General features: G+C 41.5%; 13 protein-coding genes. 9 read left to right on the top strand and 4 right to left on the bottom strand.

Features of this window, described 5'->3' with window-relative positions:
- Nucleotides 1–15: 15 nt before the first annotated feature.
- The 3 genes from BM308_RS05815 to BM308_RS05805 are packed head-to-tail and all read right to left on the bottom strand — an operon-like array spanning nt 16 to nt 7,402.
- The gene (locus BM308_RS05815) at nt 16–1,590 is read right to left on the bottom strand and encodes a S16 family serine protease (protein ID WP_074943643.1); all 1,575 of its coding nucleotides are present in this window, start codon (nt 1,588–1,590) and stop codon (nt 16–18) included.
- A gap of 14 nt (nt 1,591–1,604) precedes the next feature.
- Nucleotides 1,605–5,582: a translocation/assembly module TamB domain-containing protein gene (locus tag BM308_RS05810; protein WP_074943641.1), complete on the bottom strand. Its 3,978-nt coding sequence runs from the start codon at nt 5,580–5,582 to the stop codon at nt 1,605–1,607.
- 2 nt (nt 5,583–5,584) lie between these two features.
- Entirely contained in the window at nt 5,585–7,402 is a 1,818-nt protein-coding gene (locus tag BM308_RS05805; protein ID WP_074943639.1) for an autotransporter assembly complex protein TamA, read from the bottom strand.
- Nucleotides 7,403–7,675: 273 nt separating this feature from the next.
- Here BM308_RS05805 and carA point away from each other — a divergent pair, with 273 nt between their 5' ends.
- From carA to BM308_RS05760, 9 genes are all read left to right on the top strand, one after another.
- The gene (gene carA, locus BM308_RS05800; protein WP_074943637.1) at nt 7,676–8,815 is read left to right on the top strand and encodes a glutamine-hydrolyzing carbamoyl-phosphate synthase small subunit; all 1,140 of its coding nucleotides are present in this window, start codon (nt 7,676–7,678) and stop codon (nt 8,813–8,815) included.
- 10 nt (nt 8,816–8,825) lie between these two features.
- On the top strand, nt 8,826–12,059 hold the full coding sequence (carB, locus tag BM308_RS05795; protein WP_074943635.1) for a carbamoyl-phosphate synthase large subunit: 3,234 nt from the start codon (nt 8,826–8,828) through the stop codon (nt 12,057–12,059).
- 240 nt (nt 12,060–12,299) lie between these two features.
- The gene (locus tag BM308_RS05790) at nt 12,300–13,475 is read left to right on the top strand and encodes an iron-containing alcohol dehydrogenase (protein WP_074943633.1); all 1,176 of its coding nucleotides are present in this window, start codon (nt 12,300–12,302) and stop codon (nt 13,473–13,475) included.
- A 316-nt stretch (nt 13,476–13,791) separates the two neighbouring features.
- Nucleotides 13,792–14,283, top strand: coding sequence for a GNAT family N-acetyltransferase (locus BM308_RS05785; protein WP_074943631.1), 492 nt, complete (start codon nt 13,792–13,794; stop codon nt 14,281–14,283).
- 371 nt (nt 14,284–14,654) lie between these two features.
- Complete coding sequence (gene glnA, locus BM308_RS05780) at nt 14,655–16,064, top strand: glutamate--ammonia ligase (protein WP_074943629.1); 1,410 nt, start codon at nt 14,655–14,657, stop codon at nt 16,062–16,064.
- A 351-nt stretch (nt 16,065–16,415) separates the two neighbouring features.
- Nucleotides 16,416–16,865 carry a peptidoglycan-binding protein LysM gene (gene lysM, locus BM308_RS05775; RefSeq protein WP_074943627.1) on the top strand — a complete coding sequence of 150 codons (450 nt, stop codon included), beginning with the start codon at nt 16,416–16,418 and terminating at the stop codon, nt 16,863–16,865.
- Between the two features lie 305 nt (nt 16,866–17,170).
- Nucleotides 17,171–18,082, top strand: a complete 912-nt coding sequence (locus BM308_RS05770; RefSeq protein ID WP_083425470.1) for a tetratricopeptide repeat protein — start codon at nt 17,171–17,173, stop codon at nt 18,080–18,082.
- A 339-nt stretch (nt 18,083–18,421) separates the two neighbouring features.
- Nucleotides 18,422–19,777 carry an NADP-specific glutamate dehydrogenase gene (gdhA, locus tag BM308_RS05765; protein WP_074943625.1) on the top strand — a complete coding sequence of 452 codons (1,356 nt, stop codon included), beginning with the start codon at nt 18,422–18,424 and terminating at the stop codon, nt 19,775–19,777.
- A 374-nt stretch (nt 19,778–20,151) separates the two neighbouring features.
- Nucleotides 20,152–20,898, top strand: a complete 747-nt coding sequence (locus BM308_RS05760) for an SDR family NAD(P)-dependent oxidoreductase (RefSeq protein ID WP_074943623.1) — start codon at nt 20,152–20,154, stop codon at nt 20,896–20,898.
- Nucleotides 20,899–21,065: 167 nt separating this feature from the next.
- Here the strand turns inward: BM308_RS05760 and BM308_RS05755 are convergent.
- A partial coding sequence (locus BM308_RS05755) for a zinc ribbon domain-containing protein (RefSeq protein ID WP_143098574.1) occupies nt 21,066–21,433 on the bottom strand: 368 nt, incomplete at its 5' end.

Raw genomic sequence — 21,433 nt, 5'->3', positions numbered from 1 at the left:
GACTCTTTAAGTATTTTAAAAGAACTTCCACCATGGACGAGGATTCTTCCCATTACCAATCTCATCCAGTCTTGTACATATCTTAGAGCAGATAGAATTCTCAATAGAACTATCGCCCCATGGAGTCTTTAGCAGAAGCTTGGCAGCTCCGGTTACATGAGAAACAACATAGATATGGAACTTTCCTTCTTTAACAGCTGAGATTACAGAGCTTCTCAATACTAACTGATCAACACATGAAGCAGGAATAATCACGCCCTGAGTTCCTGTAAGACCATGCAGACGGCAGATCTTAAAGAAGCCTTCGATCTTTTCATTAACACCGCCAACAGGCTGAACATCACCGAACTGATCAACAGCACCGGTTACAGCAAGGTCCTGACGAATAGGTAAGTCAGATAAGGCTGAAATAACCGCACAAAGACCGGTTAAGGAAGCAGAGTCGCCATCAATCTCACTATAGGACTGTTCAAATACCAAACTTGCAGATACGGGCAGAGGTTGTTCTGCTCCAAATTCATTTGAAAGAAAACCATTGATAATCATCATGGCCTTGGCATGGATCTGCCCCGCAAGTTCTGCCTTGCGCTCAATATCAATAACATCACCCTCACCGCCGGCTCTTAAGGTTGCAGTGATTCTGACCGGCTCCCCATATTCATAGGAGGTACCGGCAGTCTCAATAACACTCAGACCGTTGATCTGCCCAACTTCCTCACCCTCGGTAGCAAGCAGGATCTGATTGTCTCGATGATTTCTTAATTCAAGTTCAGCAAAATAGTTGATACGGTAATCTTCAGCAGCAATGGCTTTTAATACCGCAAGGTTATCTACGGTATTACCTTTTGCATAACGATTAGCAGCAATAACAAGTGTGCACAGTCTTATCTCGGGAATACCAAGCCATCTTCTATCCCCAGACTGTCTTGAGGACCAGATGCACAGAAGCTCTATTGCATCCTGAGAAAAGTTCTGAAGCCTATACTTTGACACATAGCTTGCCACGAGTGAAGACATAAGCTCTACTCCGCCAGCGATAGGAAATTCCATGACAATATCAGAACGAAGAACATTATCAAGTGAAGGCCAGATCATCTGTAGAGATGCGCATTCGGTAGCATCACCGCATAGAATCAGTTTCAACCCGTCATTCTGAGCTATGCAGGCATCTGACATATTCAGCCATTTAGGATGATCTAAAAGATGAGAACAAGGCATTATGACGTAGCCTTTAGAGGTCAGAACACCGTCAACCTTGTCATTGCCGAAGAATTCAAATTTGGTTGGAGCATAGGCTATGGTAGGTTCCTCTCCTGCAAGTTCAGAAACCAATTCATGGGCAATCTCAATAGTATTTACTCTTGAACTGCCACATAGCATCAGAATCTTGGAGTAAGGATTGTTGATAAGCTCTTTTACAGCATTTCTGGCTCTTAACTGAAGCTTGGCAAAGGAGCGAGGTTTAAATTCACTTGTATCTTTGAAATCTTTTCTTTCAATAACAGGAAGTAAATCCTGATATTCAAGCTCAACAATGGCATCAGCTGCATTCTGAGCTTCTTCGGTTGCTTCTGTAAAAACGTATTTCAAGTGTTCTACCTATTTTAATTAGTATCAAAGCTGTAGATAAGATCTACTGACTGATCGATTGATGCCACAAATTCAGCGTACAGCTTTCTTATTAGTTCGTATCTGATCTTAAATTCATTAACCGAGTTATAAATACCATATCCATATGAAAGACGCAATCTGTTGTTCACGTAGGTTTGAACTTCAACCTGTGTTTCATCTCCGCTTCCAGAAGAGCCCAACTGCAACCCTTCCATACCGAAGATTCCTACAACAGAATTGAGCATACCAGCAGTGGTTCCAAGTCCTAGGGACATCAAAAGTTGTGTGCTTGAGGTGTCAGAGTTACCTGAAGAATTACGTTCAAGACCATGCCCGTATAGAAGATAGCTTAGAATCTCGTTCTTACTCATAGCAGGCCTTGAGAACAGGGCTATATCCGGCTTTTCAGCATAGCCAGTAACTTTTACACCTGCCAGAACATCATCATCGATGGCTCCGGGATCTGCTACAACTTCAATATCTAAAGCCGGGTTGGTAATATCATCCTTAAATACTGCATGAGCATGATTGATGATAAACTTGTGACCATACATATCTGCGGTAGCATGCTCTAATGAGACCTTTCCCGTTGATATGAGCTTCTTTGAATCCGAGGCTTTGGTAATGTTCACGCCGCCTACAACCTGAGAACGGATTCCCATGGCATTAACTCTGACGTTATCACCAAGATTGATCTGTACATCAATGACCATGTCGTTGTTGATTGCAGACGCCTTTTTCTTGTCAATCATCATTCCACGCAGATTAGTATTGGAATCAACAAAGATTTCATCCTTGGAAGGAGCAATACTCTTATTATCAAGAGACTTGAATTTGATGGTGGCACGGGGAATATCAACCTTTCCTGTAACTTTGATAACCTCATTAAGTTCACAGAGAGTACGAATATTAGCAACAGCCTCTCCATAGGTTAAAAGAAAGAATGGAAGATTATCAGCATCAAAATGCAGCTTACCTCGGGCCCCCTCAGACCATTCCAGATCACCTGTGAGCTTTAGATCAGAGTCGTTCAGAGTGAAGACACCATTGACTTTACCCTTTGAACCGTCAGCCTTAACACTGACATCAAATTTATCGATTTCACCAATACTCAGTGCAGGATCTGCTCTACCATTAACATTTATATCACCAAAGAATAATGGAGAATTGAGGGTACCGCCAAGAGTGCCTTTGATATTGGCAAGACCCTCAAGAAGATTTAGCTGCTTGGTGGTGGCTGTAAACAGATCAAGATTCAGATCCTTTAGGAACACATTGCCAGAAAGCTTTCTTGAGGAATAAGGCTCATTAACCTGAGCACTAACACTTAAAGCACCAAGTTCACGTCTTAATTCCACATTGAGATCGGTTATAAACTTCTGATGGTCTGCATCAAAATCAAGATGTATCTCCTTATAGGGAATAAAGCTTGAATATGCCATTAGTCTGCCGTTTTCAGACTTGATATCTCCTTTTATATTAGGAATTCCGTTTTTTATATTGATATCAGAATGGCCAGAGAGTTTTCCTGAAAGCTTAACCTCCTCTGGTAGGTATTTGTTTATCACCTGAAGATTGAATTTATCCAGATCAACAACTGTTTTAAGGGTACCAGGTGCAAAGAGAATCTCAGATAAAGTTAAGGTAGAGGAGCCATCCGAGATAGTAATAGGAGAAATACGTCCGCTCTTATCATTGAAATTGCAGTTAATGTCAACAGGTTCTTTGATAGATAGAGGATCAACCACATTGGATACAACCAACATATTCATGATCTTTGCTGCATAGGAATTCTTGTTCTCATCATACGAGCCTTCAGCTGACATGTAGCTGCCTCGACCTGAACCACAGGAAAATGTAAGTCTGTGATGAGGAAGATCCCCAGAGAAGTCCAGAGAGCATTTTTTGTACGGCTTAATGTATTTTGATACTGCGACCGTATTGGCAATCATAGACAGATTCATGCGCATTGAGGATAAGTCCATTACGGTATCAAACACAAAATTTGACATAAAAATGTTATTAATGAAGAAGCGATCTGATTTTCCTGCAAGCGAGATCCGAGGAGACTTTGCATCTCCGTTTATAGCCAGACGTCCCGTGAAACGGCCCTGAGCTCCAGGGATAATCATGGATAAATCCGGAAGTTCAAAGGAACCGTCAAGGTACGAACTATCACTTAGATTACCTTTCAGATGAACAGAGTTTTCTTTCTGATTAAACTCAAATTTGTCTACATGAAAACCTGTATCAGAAACACCAATAAAGTCTTTGATAACCAGCTCTGAAGGATGAGAATTAAGATTGAATTTAGCATTAACATGATCAACGCCAACTTCAATGGCTTTGGATTTTGAGTCAGAGAATACCCTGAACTGAGAGTCCATCTCAAGACCGCCTTTAAGGAACTCGGAGATATCTCCTGCATCATCAGCCTTGAAGCTGACTTTACCGTCAAAGCCGACCTTTTCATCAAAGGAAAACAGACCTTCAGCACTTCCTTTCACTACACGATCACCTAACAGACCGCTGAGAGCAAAATTATTGATTTGAAAATCAGATAAAGTCAGAACAGAATCAAGATTAAGCTTGGTCTTCTTAAAGCCATAGCCAGAAAATACCGTATCAAATTTAAGCGGCATCTCTTTGAAGATAGCGCCTTCCAAGGTCAGATTAACATTCTTAAAGCGCAGAAGATTACGTTTTAAATCCTCTTCGCTGATGCTTGAAGAGATACCGGTTTCCACAGACTCAATACTTGAAACAATATCTTTTACCGTTTCATGCTCAAGAGAGGTCTTAGCCTTTTTCTGCAACTCCTCAGAATCCACCATCGGGAAAGTAATATTGTCAGATTTGACACCAAGATATACCGGTACTTCATTGGATAACGTATTAATTCTGGCTTTAACATCAACCTTTTTAGGGGTATTTATGGTCGCATCAAGATTGAGATCAACCAGATCACCTTTAATGGTACCTTCACCAGTCAACCCATATAGGGCGGATTCATAATGCTCAAGATTGTACTTGGTGCTGTAGCCGACGCCCGAAACCACAAAATCCATGTTGTAATAATCAACAAAATCTATAGTGCCTGATACACTGACTTCACCCAGAGCATGACAGGCTCTAACGGAAAACACCTTTAATAGAGTATGTTCCCATAAGGCATTTACTGTGGCATCCACAAGGCCGGTATCATAGCCATCCTGATAGTATCTGCCCTGTTTGATCTTGAGATTGTATAATGCGCAGTTTAGTGGAAGATCGATATCGGTAATTTTCTCAATGGCGCCGTTACCATTATCAAAGGTAAGAATCTCAGGCAGATTGTTAGGCTCTGGTGTATCATCACCTGTATATTTTAGGTGTACGGATGGGTTTTCAATGACACCTGAGGTTACGCCTGCAAAATCATCATGAGCTTCCAAAACAAGATCTGCCTTAGGGACTCTTACATCAACAATATCTGAAAGATAAGCAAAGTCCTTCAGTTTTAAAGAGTTGATTGCAATCTTGACCAGAAAATCAAGACGGAATGGCTCCTCATCCTCAGGTTCTACAGCAGCAGTTTCTGAAGAGTCCTCAGTAGAGTCATCCTCATCAGACTGGTAGGTAAGCTCCACTTCAAGCTTATCGGCTATTAAATGGTCAATTTTAAAGATATCAGTGGAAAGATAACCTAGAGCATGATATTTAAGATCAAGGCTGTTGGCACGTATAATCACAACGTCCTTTACGTTGACCTCAAAGTAGCTATCGGTTTTAAATCCACCAAGAACAGAACCTTCATCTATATCAGCTGTAATGGAAAGTATGTCTGATAAGGAGCTGTTCACCTTGGAGACAATATACTTCATTCCCGATGTTGTCCACAGGGCATAATATAAAACCGAGCCCACTGTCAGCATCAGAACGGCAGTTATCAGTGCAGAAATTTTTAAAATTTTTCTTAATCTTACATTCATATTTAAAATTCTGGGCCAAACTGCAGGTGTAATCTTAAGCCGTGCTTATCTCGTTTATTATCAATTCCATAAGCCACATCAATCTTGGCAATACCGTAAGGAGTTATATAGCGGTAACCGATGCCTGGACCGTACAGAAGATGACGATCCTTTCTATAATCATTGGTAACGATAGCAGAATCTAAGAATACTGCACCTCTGCTGTTGCTGATACCAATCGGAAATTCAAACTCGACAGTAGCGCAGGACATATATTTGGAACCGGTAAGCTCATCTTTAAAATTTCTTGTTGACTGTGACTTATAGCCAAAGCCACGCAGGGTCTGATCTCCACCAGCGAAATAACGCATAGAAGGTGGGACCTTACCGGCATCATAGCCTAAGTTTGCGCCCTGATATAATTTATATAAAAATCTTGTGTTCTCTGTAGGTGATAATACACCTTTGAAAGTTAGTTCACTCTTCCAGAATGTCAGATCTGAGAGAGCCTTCGTAGAGAATTTGTTATCAAAAATAATAGTGTAACCTGCTCTAGGGTCTAGGCCTCCGGTTGAGGTTCTCATTGAAAGAGTAGTTCCGAGCATGGTATTAAAGGAATGCCCCTTCTCAATAGACTGGGTATAATTTTCATACTCTGTGGCTATATAGTAATCGCGACGCCATGTTCCAACCATGTTGGCCACATAGTGAAAGGAGGCATGTGAAATATCCGACAAAGTATCGTTCAGATCGATTCTTGTCTGAGCGAGTTTGATAAAGAAATAATCAAGATTAGGATTCTTATAAGGGATCTTATAAATAGCCTGAGCAGTCTTCTTTTTCTGTGACGCTCTGATAAAGGATGAGAAGGAATGACCTTTCCTGCTTATAAGAGGCTTATCCCAGCCTAAAAGGCCACGGATACCTTCATCTGTTGAAAAACCTATACCCACACGATACTGATTCTTAGACTGTCTTTCAAGACCAAGCTTGACGGGAACCTTATCTTCCTTACGGTCTTCCACAACAGGCTGTACATCCACGGAACGATAATAGTTTGTCTGAGACAGCGAGGTTGAGAAATTGTTCAGAGTCTTTGAGGAGAAATAATCCCCCTCCTTAAAGTTAATAAGCGACCTGGATGGAGTGAGTAACCAGTCGGTTTTCTCATCAGTAATAAGACTTCCGAATTTATAACGCTTGCCGGTATCAAAGATTAGGACAATATCCGCAGCGTTCTGCTCCTGATATACAAGAATTCTTGAGCTGATAAGCTTTGAATCAAAGAAACCTAAAGAGATGGCATTATCCTTTAGGTCGGCTTTAAGCTGCTCGTATTTGCCGTGATCCAGCAAAGTATAAGGACCGATTCCGCTCTTCTCAATAATATTTTGGAAGGACTTATAAAAAGCACCTTCTCCAAGAACCTCAATCTGGAAATTTCTGATATATAAAGGCTTGCCCAAGTCCACATCAGCAACAAGGACTCTTGATGGAGAATCCATTTTAGGATAATCAAGATTTATCCTGGGATGATAGTAACCATAGGAGTGGACCGCAAGAGTAATCTTATCGGAAATCTCCTTGCCGTATAATCGGGATTTTTCTTTGGCAATCTGAGGCAGTGCGGATAAATAGCCGTAGACGTTATCCTTTACATCCTGTCTTTTGATGCCGTCAACTCTGATGGTTATAGGATTGGGAACTGTATTGGAGGATTTAATCGGCTTCCCATCTGATGAACAGCCACCAGCCGCAGCGACAGCAAGAGCGAGAGCACACTCAAGTATTAAGGTGCTCTTTTTTATCTTCAACTCTACCTTATGCTGGCGCTTAAACATTCTTAGAAAATCGATATCCGGATACGCTTATTATTGTATTTTTTTTAACTTAATTATATCGAACTTTCTTATAGCAGTTATAGGAAGCTGGAATAATTGTGAAAAAAAACAAAGAAAAAGCACATGATATAACCAAATTGGTTCAAATATGTTTTTTTCTTGAAAAAGTATGAGATTCATCTAAAATATTTCAGACTATGATCCTGGTGAAAATATTTATGCACCAAAGATCAGCGTCACTCGGTGTTCTCAATCATTTTTTTGGGGGTCTTTGTGGTCGCATCCGCAATTCTGGCTCTCGCTGACGGAACTGTATTTAAAGGTAAAGCGTTCGGCGCTGAAAATACTACCACCGTTGGTGAAGTCGTATTCAATACATCCATGACAGGATATCAGGAAATTCTTACCGATCCTTCATACGCTAGTCAAATCGTCACTCTTACTTATCCTCACATCGGCAATTACGGTACAAATGAAGAAGACATCGAATCTCGGGATGTTTTTGCAATGGGTCTGGTTGTAAGAGATCTATCTCTGGTAGCTTCAAACTTCCGCAGCACCATGAATCTGAGCGATTTTCTTGCAAAGTATAAAAAGCCAGGAATTTATGGAATTGATACCAGAATGCTGACTAGAATCCTTCGTGAAAAAGGTGCCCAGAATGCATGCTTATCAACCGATCCTAAAATGACAGCTGAAAAAGCTCTAAAGCTTGCAAGAGAATTCTCAGGAATCAAGGGAATGGATCTTGCCAAGGTTGTAAGTACCAAAGAGATTTACGACTGGAACGAGGGTACCTGGGAACTAGGTCAGGGCTATGTAAACAAGAGCCGTACCGAGTTCAACGTAGTGGCCTACGATTTCGGCGTTAAATACAACATCCTAAGAATTCTGGCTTCACTAGGCTGCAAGGTTACCGTTGTACCTGCAATGACACCTGCAAGTGAAGTTATAAAAATGAATCCAGACGGAATCTTCCTGTCCAACGGACCAGGAGATCCTGAACCATGTACTTATGCACAGGAAGCTATCAGAACCTTCTTAGAGCATAAGATCCCATTATTCGGCATTTGTCTTGGACATCAACTTCTGTCCTTAGCCTCAGGTGCTAAGACCATCAAGATGAAGTGCGGTCATCATGGCGCTAACCATCCAGTAAGAGATTTGGAGAGCGGAGTAGTTTACATCACCTCTCAGAACCACGGTTTCTGTGTAGATGAGGCAACTCTTCCAGCCAATCTGAAGGCTACTCACAAATCACTGTTCGATGGAACCTTACAGGGTGTAGAGCGTACCGATGCTCCAGCCTTCAGCTTCCAGGGACATCCTGAAGCAAGTCCAGGTCCACACGATCCAATGGCTTTATTTAAACATTTCGTTGAGCTTATGCGCAAATACAGAGAAAAAGCTTAGGGGATAACAGATGCCAAAACGTACAGACATAAAAAAAATCTTAATCTTAGGCGCGGGCCCAATTGTTATCGGCCAGGCCTGTGAGTTTGACTACTCAGGTACTCAGGCATGTAGAGCCCTAAGAGAGGAAGGCTACAAGGTTATCCTTGTAAACTCCAACCCTGCAACTATCATGACCGATCCTGATGTTGCTGATGTAACCTACATTGAACCTATCCACTGGAAGGTTGTAGAGAACATCATCGAAAAGGAACGTCCTGATGCAGTGCTGCCAACCATGGGCGGTCAGACAGCTTTAAACTGTGCCCTTGATCTTGAAAAGCACGGTGTGCTTGCCAAATACAATGTTGAGATGATCGGTGCTAAGGCCGATGCCATCGACAAGGCAGAGAACCGTGAAAGATTCGATAAGGCAATGAAGGCAATCGGACTTGAATGTCCACGTGCCGGTATTGCACACAGCATGCAGGAAGCATGGGAAGTTCAGAAACAGGTTGGTTTCCCTTGTATTATCAGACCATCCTTCACCATGGGCGGTACCGGTGGCGGTATTGCATACAACCCAGAGGAATTCGAGGATATCTGTAACAAAGGCTTAGAACTATCCCCTACCCACGAACTTTTAATTGACGAATCACTCATCGGCTGGAAAGAGTACGAGATGGAGGTTGTCCGTGATCATAAGGATAACTGCATTATTGTCTGCTCTATCGAAAACCTTGACCCAATGGGTATTCACACCGGTGACTCTATCACCGTAGCACCAGCTCAGACTCTGACCGATAAGGAATACCAGATCATGCGTGACGCTGCTATGGCTGTTCTGCGTGAAATCGGTGTTGAGACTGGCGGTTCAAATGTTCAGTTCGGTATCAATCCAAAGAACGGACGCATGGTTATCATTGAAATGAACCCACGTGTATCCCGTTCATCAGCTTTAGCTTCAAAGGCAACCGGCTTCCCTATCGCCAAGATTGCCGCCAAGCTAGCTGTAGGTTATACCTTAGATGAGCTTGGAAACGACATCACCGGCGACAAGACGCCAGCATCCTTCGAGCCTAGCCTTGACTATGTTGTTACCAAGATCCCTCGTTTCAACTTTGAAAAATTCCCTAATTCAGATGATCGCCTGACCACTCAGATGAAGTCTGTTGGTGAGGTTATGGCTATCGGCCGTACCTTCGAGGAATCTCTGCAGAAGGCTCTACGCGGACTTGAGACAGGCAAGAGTGGTTTCGACCCACGTCTTGATATGAAGAAGCCTGATGCAAGATTAAAACTTCTGCACGAACTTGAGACTGCAGGTGCTCACCGTATATGGTACATCGGCGATGCTTTCCGTTTAGGCATGACTGTTGAGGAAGTATTTGAATACACTCAGATCGATCCATGGTTCCTGTGTCAGATTAAGGAAATCATTGATATCGAGCAGTCTTTAGGTGGCAGAACCTTAAAGTCAATTGATGCAGATGAGATGAAGGACCTCAAGTCACGTGGATTCTCAGATGCAAGACTTGCAAAACTTCTGAAAACTACTGAGGATAAGGTTCGCGCTCGCAGATGGCTCTTTGAGGTTTACCCAACATACAAGAGAGTTGATACCTGTGCTGCTGAATTTGCTACCTCAACAGCTTATATGTATTCAACCTATGAGCAGGAGTGCGAGGCACGCCCATCTGACAAGAAGAAGGTTATCGTTCTAGGTGGCGGTCCTAACCGAATCGGTCAGGGTATCGAATTTGACTACTGCTGTGTTCACGCCTCAATGGCACTTCGTGAGGACGGCTACGAATCAATCATGGTTAACTGCAACCCTGAGACTGTTTCAACCGACTACGATATTTCAGACAGACTGTACTTTGAGCCTGTAACTCTTGAAGACGTACTTGAAATTGCACGTATCGAGAAGCCTGTTGGTGTGATTGTTCAGTTCGGAGGTCAGACTCCTTTAAAGCTAGCAAAGAAGCTTGAGGCTGAAGGTGTGCCTATCATCGGTACTTCCCCTACCGATATCGACCGCGCAGAAGATCGTAAACTGTTCCAGGAAGTTGTTAACAAGTTACAGCTGCTGCAGCCAAAGAACGGCACTGCAACATCTCTGAACCAGGCAATTACCGTAGCCAGCGAAATCGGCTATCCTCTGGTTGTTCGTCCATCCTACGTATTAGGTGGTCGTGCAATGGAAGTTGTATACGGTGAAGATGATCTGCGTACCTACTTCGCTGAGGCTGTTAAGGTTTCCAACAAGTCTCCAGTACTTTTGGATAAGTTCCTTGATCACGCAACTGAAATCGACGTTGATGCAGTAGCAGACGGCAAGGATGTTGTTATCGGCGGTATCATGGAGCACGTTGAAGAGTGTGGTGTTCACTCAGGTGACGCTTCATGTGTACTCCCTCCATATCACTTAAAGCAGGATATGATCGACAGACTCACCAAGATCTCTAAAGATCTGGCTTTAGCATTAAATGTTAAAGGGCTGATGAATGTACAGCTGGCTATCCGTGAAGACAAGATTTACCTCATCGAAGTTAACCCACGTGCCGCACGTACTGTTCCATTCGTATCCAAGGCAACAGGTCTACCACTGGCTAAGATCGCTGCCCGTGTAATGACAGGTAAGACTCTTGCTGAACAGGGTATCACTCACGAGGTTGTACCTCCTTACTACTCAGTTAAGGAGGTTGTACTGCCATTTGCCAAGTTCCCAGGTTCAGATCCTCTATTAGGACCTGAAATGAGATCAACCGGTGAAACCATGGGTACAGCAACAACCTTCCCAGAGGCTTTTGCTAAGTCACAGCTGGCAGCTAAATCTCCAATCCAGAGATCAGGTACTGTGCTGCTGTCAATCAAGAAGTCAGATCAGAACAGACTGCCTGAGTTTGGTCGCAAGCTGATTGAGGCAGGCTTCAAGCTTGAAGCAACTCAGGGTACCTGTCAGACTCTAAGAGATGCAGGAATTGAATGTACTCATGTACACAAGGTTTATGAAGCAAGACCAAATCTTCTGGACTTCATTAAATCAGGTAAGTACAACTGGGTTATCAACTCAACTGAAGGACGTCAGTCTGTTGAGGATTCACGTTCTCTGCGTCGCAGTTGTCTGCGTTACGATATCTGCTATACCACAACCTTGAATGCGGCTATTGCTTCTGTTGAGGCAATCAGTGCTGATGAGTATGCAACTGTACATTCTCTTCAGGAACTGCATGAGATGGTAAATCAGAAGTACAAGAAGTAATTACTTCTTAACGTAATTTGAAAGGATCCGAAGCTCTAAATTTAAAGCTTCGGATTTTTTTTATTTAATAGATAAATAATCTCTCTTTAGTCACAGAACAGTATTCAATTCCCCCTTATCAGAATTCACTCCCTTAAACACAAAAAATGATTCTTGTAAAATTTTTAGATTCCATTCAAAGTCAAATTTCAGTATTTAGGTAAAATTATACTGTTTTATTATTTATTAGCTGGAGCGGTTATGGAAAACTTTACATTTTATTCACCAACCTATTTTGTATTTGGCAAAGATAGTGAGAACCAAGCCGGTCATTATGTAAAGAGATTCAAAGGAAGTAAGGTTCTTCTTCACTACGGGTCTAAAAGTGCCGTTAAAACAGGTCTTCTGGAGAGAGTTGAAGAATCTCTAAAAAAAGAGAATATTGACTATGTCAAATTAGGAGGAGTAAGACCTAATCCTACAGATGATCTTGTATATGAAGGAATCGATATCTGCCGTAAGGAAAAAATAAATTTTGTACTTGCTGTTGGTGGCGGCAGTGTTATCGATTCTGCCAAAGCTATTGCCGTTGGTGCTGTATATGAAGGAGATTTCTGGGATTTCTACGAAGGAAAGCTAGTTGAAAAGGCTTTACCTGTTGGTACTGTTTTAACCATCTCTGCAGCAGGCAGTGAAGGTTCTCCTGACTCTGTTATCACCAAACTTGATGGTATGTACAAACGCGGTGCCACCGCTGAAGGAATGCGTCCTGTATTTTCAATATTAAATCCAGCTTTGACCATGACACTGTCAAATTATCAGACAGCCTGTGGAATCACCGATATCATGGCACATCTTTATGAGCGATATCTAACCAACACTGCTAATGTTGAAACAACCGATCGCATGATTGAAGCACTGCTTTTAGCCATGAAATCAGAAGGCCCTAAGGCAATTGCCTATCAGAATGATTATGAAGCACGTGCCAATATCATGTGGGCAGGTATGATGGCTCATAACAATTCCTGTGGCGTGGGCAGATCACAGGACTGGACGAGTCATGATCTTGAGCATGAATTATCTGCTATTTATGACTGCGCTCATGGTGCAGGACTTGCTGTAGTTATGCCTGCAGTTTTCACTTACAATATTGAACATGACGTAATGCGTTTTGCAAAAATTGCCGTAAGAGTCTGGAACTGCGAAATGGATTATGACTGTCCTCTTAATACCGCAAAAGCAGGTATCAAGGCATTCAGACAATTCTTAACTAGCATTGGTATGCCAAGTAATTTTGCTGAACTTGGAGCTGAAGAGGAAGATATCGATACATTAGCACACAATGCCTGCTACGGTAATGGACGAAATGGAACCATCGGTGGATTTGTGCAAATCAATGAGCAGGATGCCAAAAACATCTATCGTCTGATGCTATAGTATGAACAACTAGCGAACTTAGATTCAAAAACAATATAGTTTTCGGCACGCTTTCCTCTTTCATAAAAGAAAGAGTTTTGCGTGCTGATTATTTTCTATATCCCCTATCAACCATTCAAAGACTGCTTTTCAGAATTTCAGACAACGCACCAAAAGTTCCTAATTTCGTTAAAAAATGGCATATAAAAGCGCATTAACATAGCAACTTTGGTGAACCTTATCACATAATTCATTCAATTATAATGGAAAAATAATCCTACTATTTTAAAATGTTTTATAGATCAACAAGTAAGATTTACTAAAATCTGAGGTTTCTATGATTACAGTCAGAAAAGCAACTAGTGAAGATGTTGGTGTTCTGCAGAAGCTTGCATCAGAGCTTGTACCATCTTCATTCAAAGGTGTTCTTACCACTGCACAGATTGATTTCATGCTGGATAAGCTTTACTCCCAGCAGGCACTATCAGATGCCATAGGTGCAGGCACAGATTACTTCATTGCCAACTTCAATGGAGAAGATCTTGGAGTTGTATCTGTAATCCAGCAGGGGCCAAACCTGTTTTTGATGCAGAAAATTTATGTAAACGAGCATTTCATCGGCAAGGGAATCGGAACCGCGCTCTTTACCAAGGTAAAGGAATATGTCCGCTCTAAGATCTTACCTTGCACCATTGAACTTATTATCAACTCACACAATCCTGGACTTGATTTCTACAAGAAGAAGGGAATGCAGAAAGTAAGAGATACCGGTCTGGATATGGGAGATTTCTTCATCAACGAAGAAGTCTACGCTTTAGAGCTTAACTAATTCACCTCTTACCATCAGCTGATTATTTCAGCTGATGTTCTTTTGTCTTTTGCTCCATAAAAGTGCAATCGCATTTATTTTCTATATTTTTTTAAACACGCTAAAACCGCTATTTTTCAAGTAATTGTCTTGCAAGTCATACATATAGAGCAAAATCTCATCATTAACACCATGATAATTAAATGATTTTTTTGAAAAAATCTTCCTCTCAAAAGTGCAGATAATTTGCCCCATACTCCCCCATATAGTACAATCTAGCCTTGTTTTTTTAAGCCTCAAAAATAACCTTTGACTTAAAAGAAGTATTTGACGAAAATCACTGCCATAAAAAAATGGAGCTGGTTTTTTATTTAATAATTAGGAGCACCTAAATGGATTTCAACGCAGTAAGCAATCTCATCAAAGAAAATGATGTTGTTTTTGCTGATCTAAGATTTACCGATACAAAAGGTAAAGAACAGCACATCACTCTTCCAATTTCCTGCATCAACGAGAAGTTCTTCGATCAGGGAAAGATGTTTGATGGCTCTTCAATCGAAGGCTGGTGTGGTATTGATAAGTCAGACATGATTCTGATGCCTGATATCAACACTGTTCAGTTAGATCCATTCTACGCTGATCCTACCATCATCGTTCGCTGTGACATCCTTGAAACCGAGACTCTGACCGGCTACAGCCGTGATCCTCGTTCAGTTGCAAAGAGAGCTGAAGAGTACTTAAAGTCAACCGGTATCGGTGATGTTTCATACTTTGGTCCAGAACCAGAGTTCTTCCTGTTCGATGATGTTCGTTTCAAGTCAGATATTTCAGGCTCATTCGTAGCTATTGATGATATTGAGGCTGCATGGAACAGTGCTACCGAATACGAGGGTGGAAACAAAGGTTATCGTCCAGGCGTTAAAGGCGGTTACTTCCCAGTTCCTCCTGTAGATTCATCACAGGATATCCGTTCTGCAATGTGTAAGGTTATGCAGCAGATGGGTCTGGTTATTGAGGCTCATCATCACGAGGTTGCTACTGCAGGTCAGAACGAAATCGCTACCGAATTTAATTCATTAACCAAGAAGGCTGATGAGGTTCAGATCTACAAGTATGTAGTACAGAACGTTGCTCATCAGTACGGCAAGACCGCTACCTTCATGCCAAAGCCAATCTTTGGTGACAATGGTTCAGGCATGCACTGCCACCAGTCAATCTACAAGAATGGCAACAACATCTTCGCAGGCAACCTGTACGGTGGTCTGTCACAGGAAGCATTATGGTACATCGGTGGTATTATCAAGCACGCCAAGTCACTAAATGCATTCACCAACCCTGCAACCAATTCATACAAGCGTCTGGTTCCTGGCTTTGAGGCTCCTCTAATGCTGGCTTACTCAGCAGCTAACCGTTCTGCTTCAATCAGAATTCCATATGCTTTAAATCCTAAGACAGCTCATATTGAGGTTCGTTTCCCAGATTGCTGTGCAAACCCATACCTGGCATTCGCTGCAATGCTGATGGCAGGTCTTGACGGTATCAAGAATAAGATTAACCCAGGTGAGCCAATGGATAAGAACCTGTACGATCTACCTCCAGAGGAGGCAGCAAATATTCCTCAGGTTTGTGGTTCATTAGATGAGGCTCTTAAGGCTCTTAAGAACGATCACGAGTATCTATTAGAAGGTGGCGTATTCTCAGAGGATATGATCAACGCTTATATCGAGCTTAAGGCAGCTGAGGATACCAGAGTACGTTCAACTCCACATCCTGCAGAGTTTGAGCTTTACTACAGCTTATAATTCATCACTGAATTCAGAAAATGCCTCGTTATTTACGAGGTATTTTTTCTCTCTGGCCCTCCAAATTGAGATTAAAATAACTCCATCTTCTTTTTTGTCTTCTTTTTCTTTACATTCAACGTTGACTTCAGAACAGACAAATTACTTTAAAAATGCGACCACCGATAGCTTTTTCTTAAAAAAGCCACGAATTTTGTGATCAGATATTCTCTCCTAAGTGTAACCATATGTATTTTATGTTATACAAGAATGTGCAGCTGAAGTTTTACAACTATAGCTGTAATCGCTTGATAATTAACGTTTTAATTAGATATAGCGCATAAATATATTTAAAACTAAGGAGTGTTATAAATGAGTTTCTTCTCTTTTATTAAAGATGTTGGAGAAAAGATCCTAGGTCTTGCTACTGCTGCAGAAATCAATGCCGCTGATCTGAAAAAAGATCTGGATGCTTTAGGTCTTGATACCAAAGATTTAACCGTAGAGCTCGACGGCGATAACGTTGTCCTAAAAGGCACCGCTAAAGATCAGGAAACACTTGAAAAGGCTGTGCTTGAAGTTGGCAACAAGTTAGGTATTGCCGGTGTTAAGACTGATGGCGTTAAGGTTGCCTCTGCAGGAGAGGAATCCAAGTTCTATGAAGTTAAAAAAGGCGATACTCTATGGAAGATTGCAGAAGAGTGCTACGGTAAAGGTAAAGGCGCTCAGTATAATGTAATCTTTGAAGCAAACACTCCTATGTTAAAGCACCCTGACAAGATCTACCCAGGTCAGAAGCTGAGAATTCCACCATTAAAGTAATTTCTAATAGGTCCAGCTGTTGCTGGACCTTATAATTTCGCCTCCACCCACAAACACATTCTTAAGCAAGAAAATCCTCTCCTAACATAACTCGACCTTTCCAATCATTAGAACTCTATTCTTGAGTTGTACCACAACTTCAAAAAATCGCTACTATTCGTATCAACAACTTCTCACCGGTCACATTAATAAAGAAAACAGAAACCTAAACTTAAAGAATAGATCTGTTCCTGTGAATTAATTACAACTTATTGATTAAAAAAGTAAGATTTAAATAACGCTGAGAACTACAGCAAAGAGGCTTTATGTTAAAAAACAATCGTATTCAAAACTTCCTTCTTGCCATTCTTGTAGGCAGCTGTTTTTCCTTTGCTGTCAGTGCTAATGAGGAAAATGACAGATGGAGCAAGCTTTGTGAAAATGGAGATGTTTCCTACTGTAATCTGGTAGGAAAGAAATACGTCGCTACTGGAGATTACCAGAATGCTATCTCTGTATACAAGGAGGCATGTGCTCATAACAGTGGAGAGGGTTGCTCTGCATTAGGCAATCTTTACATGAACGGTAAAGGAACAAGAAAGAGTTTACGTAAAGCCAACGAATTCTATATCAAGTCCTGTGAACTTCAGTACGGTGAAGGATGCCTGCATCTTGCTCAGCTGTATGATGAGAGCTTTGAATTCGAGCAGTACCGCTCTAAGGCACCTGAATTCTACTCAAAGGGCTGTTCCTTTGGAAATGCAGAATCATGTATGTATCTCGGTACACTTTACACTGAAGGAGAATCCGTCGAGGCTGATCTCAAAAGAGCCGTTAAATATTTTGATCTGGCCTGCAACAACAAGAACGGCTTAGGCTGTTTTAATGCTGGAGAGCTGCGCGCTGAGGATCATGAAGGGTTACGCCATGATTATGCTAAAGCTCTTGATTCCTATCATAAAGCCTGTGAACTCGCTGTTGCTACAGGCTGCACCGCATTAGGACTTATGTATGAGGAAGGAAAAGGAAATGAAGTTGATGATGAACTTGCAGCATCATACTACAAGATAGCCTGTAACCTTAAAGATGCGGAAGGATGCCTATATATAGCAGAGGCTACAGAAAAAGGTATAGGAGTGAAAAAAGATATAGAGCAGGCTCAGGAACTCTATAAATCCGCCTGTAACTTAGGTCAGATAAAGGCCTGTCAAACTAGCACTCCAGTTGTTCATAATTAGATGGAAACGCTCTGAACAAATACAGCTCAGGGCGTTTTTTTCTTAAAAATAAGAAGTATCAAGGTTAGATTTAAGCAAGTTTTTTCTATATAAATACCTCAAAATCAGCCCTAATTTACATTTCTGCACAATAAAACAACACTGTCTAATATACTTAACACACTGATATTTAAATGTTATTTCTATAAAAACGCCATTTTTAACCATTCTGCACTAAAAATACGCTTACATGCACTATATCAGTGAATATAGCAGTTTTTATTGCATCACAAAAATGTCTCTTGTAAATTCATACTAAATCGAAAAATGATTAAACACACAATAATCAAGGAGACATCAATGTCATCATATACCCAGCGAGTTTTAGACTCATTAAAAGCAAAGTATCCTTATCAGCCAGAGTTCCTACAGGCTGCTGAAGAAATTCTAACCACTCTACAGCCAGTTGTAGAAAAAGAGCCAAAATACGAGAAGTACAAGATTCTTGAGCGTATGGTTGAGCCAGAGAGAACTATCAGCTTCAGAGTTGAATGGGTTGATGACAAGGGCCAGGTTCAGGTTAACAAGGGCTACCGTGTACAGTTCAATTCAGCTATCGGTCCATACAAGGGCGGTATCAGATTACACCCAACTGTAAACGAGGGCGTATTAAAGTTCTTAGGTCTTGAGCAGATTCTAAAGAATTCTCTAACCGGTACCCCTATCGGTGGCGCAAAGGGTGGTTCAGACTTCGATCCTAAGGGCAAGTCAGAGACCGAAATCATGCGTTTCTGCCAGGCTTTCATGATTCAGTTACACCGCTACATCGGCGCTTTAGTTGACGTTCCAGCAGGTGATATCGGTACCGGTGGTCGTGAGATCGGCTACATGTACGGTGCTTACAAGCGCTTAACCACCAAGTACGAAGGTGTTCTGACCGGTAAAGGTCTGAACTACGGCGGTTCTTTAGCTAGAACTGAAGCTACCGGTTATGGTGTTGTTTACTTCACCGACGCAATGTTAAAAGATCGTGCAGACTCTCTAAAGGGCAAGAAGTGCGCTGTTTCAGGTTCAGGTAACGTTGCAATCTACTGCTGTGAGAAGCTATATCAGTTAGGTGCTACCCCAGTTACCGTTTCTGACTCAACCGGTACCATCTATGATCCAAACGGTATCGACGTAGCAGTATTAAAGCAGGTTAAGGAAGTTGAGCGTGCTCGTCTGACCCGCTATGCAGAGTTAGTAAAGACTGCACAGTACACTCCAGTTGAGCAGTACCCAGCAGGCAAACATCAGGTATGGTGCTATCCAGTAGACTGCGCATTCCCATGTGCAACTCAGAACGAGTTAAACGAGGAAGATGCTAAGACCCTGTTACAGAACGGCTGTAAGGTTGTAGCTGAAGGTGCAAACATGCCTTCAACCCTAGGCGCTATCAAGCAGTTCTTAGACGCTAAGATTGCTTACGGTCCTGCTAAGGCAGCTAATGCTGGTGGTGTTGCTACTTCTCAGTTAGAGATGGAGCAGAACGCAGGCATGACCTCATGGACCTTCGAAGAGGTTGACTCAAAGCTTCACAACATTATGACCAACCTGTACAAGAATGCAGCTGACACCGCTCGTGAGTTCGGTGTTGAGGGCAACCTTGTTCTAGGTGCTAACATCGCAGGCTTCCGTAAGGTTGCTGATGCAATGATTGCTCAGGGTGTAATGTAATAGCTACATAAACTCTTAAATATAAGAAGGCTGGCTTTATTTGCCGGCCTTTTTAGTCCTATCTTTAATTACCATTTCATTTCTTTCTCTCCTTTCTTTCGCGGTTTCTTTATATCTTTGCTTTGATACAGGCACAAAACTTAACTCTAATATTTCGTTTAAAGAGAGCATTCAATTCGCTATCTTCAATTTTTAAACTGTAAAAATGCAAGGTTACTATAATGTGCTACACCTCTTTTTTTTAAATTTTATTCGCTACTACAAAGAGTTAGTCTTCACGAATTTTGACAGTGATCGAAGTTACTTTTGAAATTTATTATAAAATCAGAAATAGACACCATAAAAGAAACAGCCTTAGTGCTTTTGGAGGGAATATGATTTTATCCGGCAAATGTGCAATTGTAACCGGCGCAAGCAGACCTATTGGTAAAGCAATTGCCAAAAAATTCGTAGAAGAAGGCGCTATTGTATATTTGATATCAAGAGATGCAGATAGAATCGCTCTTATTGCTCAGGAACTTGATCCTAACGACGAAGGCAAAGCAATTGCCATGCCTTGTGATATTACCTCAAAAACATCAATTGAAGAGGTTTTCGGTCATATTGAAGCTGCCGATCTGGTAGTAGATATTCTGGTGAATGCAACTGATCTTGCAATCGAAAAACCTTTAGAGAAGCTCGAGCTTGAAGACTGGACCAAGAACATCAAGACCAACCTCACCGGAGCATTCCTGCTCTCACAGAAATGCTTTGAAGGCATGAAGGAAGCAGGTGCAGGCAAGATTATCAATGTTGCATCCTTAATCTCAGATAACGTCAAACCAGGAATTGCAGCTTATGTTGCAGCTAAAGGCGGTCTGGTTATGCTAAGCAGAAGTATTGCTGTTGAATGGGGTAAATACAACATTCAGGCCAATACTATTGTAAACGCAGATATCGACCTTCCAATGTCAAAGGAAAAGGCTATGGATACCGATCCACTGAATCTGTCTGATAAGACCTCTCTTGCAGAGGATATTGCCGATGTTGCCCTATTCCTAGCCTCAGAGAAATCAAATGATATTACAGGTAAGGAAATCCCTGTAGATGAAGGCTTTTTAACCTCTCTAATTAAAGAGTAGGTTCTACTATCACTTATTGAAGAGTCGCCTCAAACAGAAATGTTTGAGGCTTTTTTGTTTCTTAAATTCGGTCATTCTGAATCAATTTTCAATCTCACAAAAGCCCGCTACTTAGGATCTATAAAAACCTATAAAAATATATAAAAAGCTATAAATTTATAGGTTTTCTACCTAATTCCTGCTTCAACACTGCTGGTTGCTATCCCATTTATTGCTAAATCAGATAACAGAGCCGTCAGCTCCGCAGGCTTAAGTTCGGAGATAGCTTCCCCTACTTTTTTTATCTTTTGTCTAAGATTAATCGCTGCGTTCAGATCGCGATCTATTGTCAATCCACATTCAGGACATTCATAGACTCTGTCTCTGAGCGTTAAATCTTTTTTCAGTGACCCACACTTACTGCAGATCTTAGAGCTTGCATAAAATCTATCCACTTCCTGGAGTTTTCTGTGTTTGAACTCCATCTTATATTTAAGATTCTTCTTGATATTGTAGAATCCAACATCACTGATGGCTCTGGCAAGTTTATGGTTTG

Source organism: Succinivibrio dextrinosolvens (genome assembly GCF_900116345.1).
GTDB lineage: Bacteria > Pseudomonadota > Gammaproteobacteria > Enterobacterales > Succinivibrionaceae > Succinivibrio > Succinivibrio dextrinosolvens_B.
Note: the sequence above shows the minus strand (reverse complement) of the source record. Positions and strands in the feature narration are given on the sequence as shown.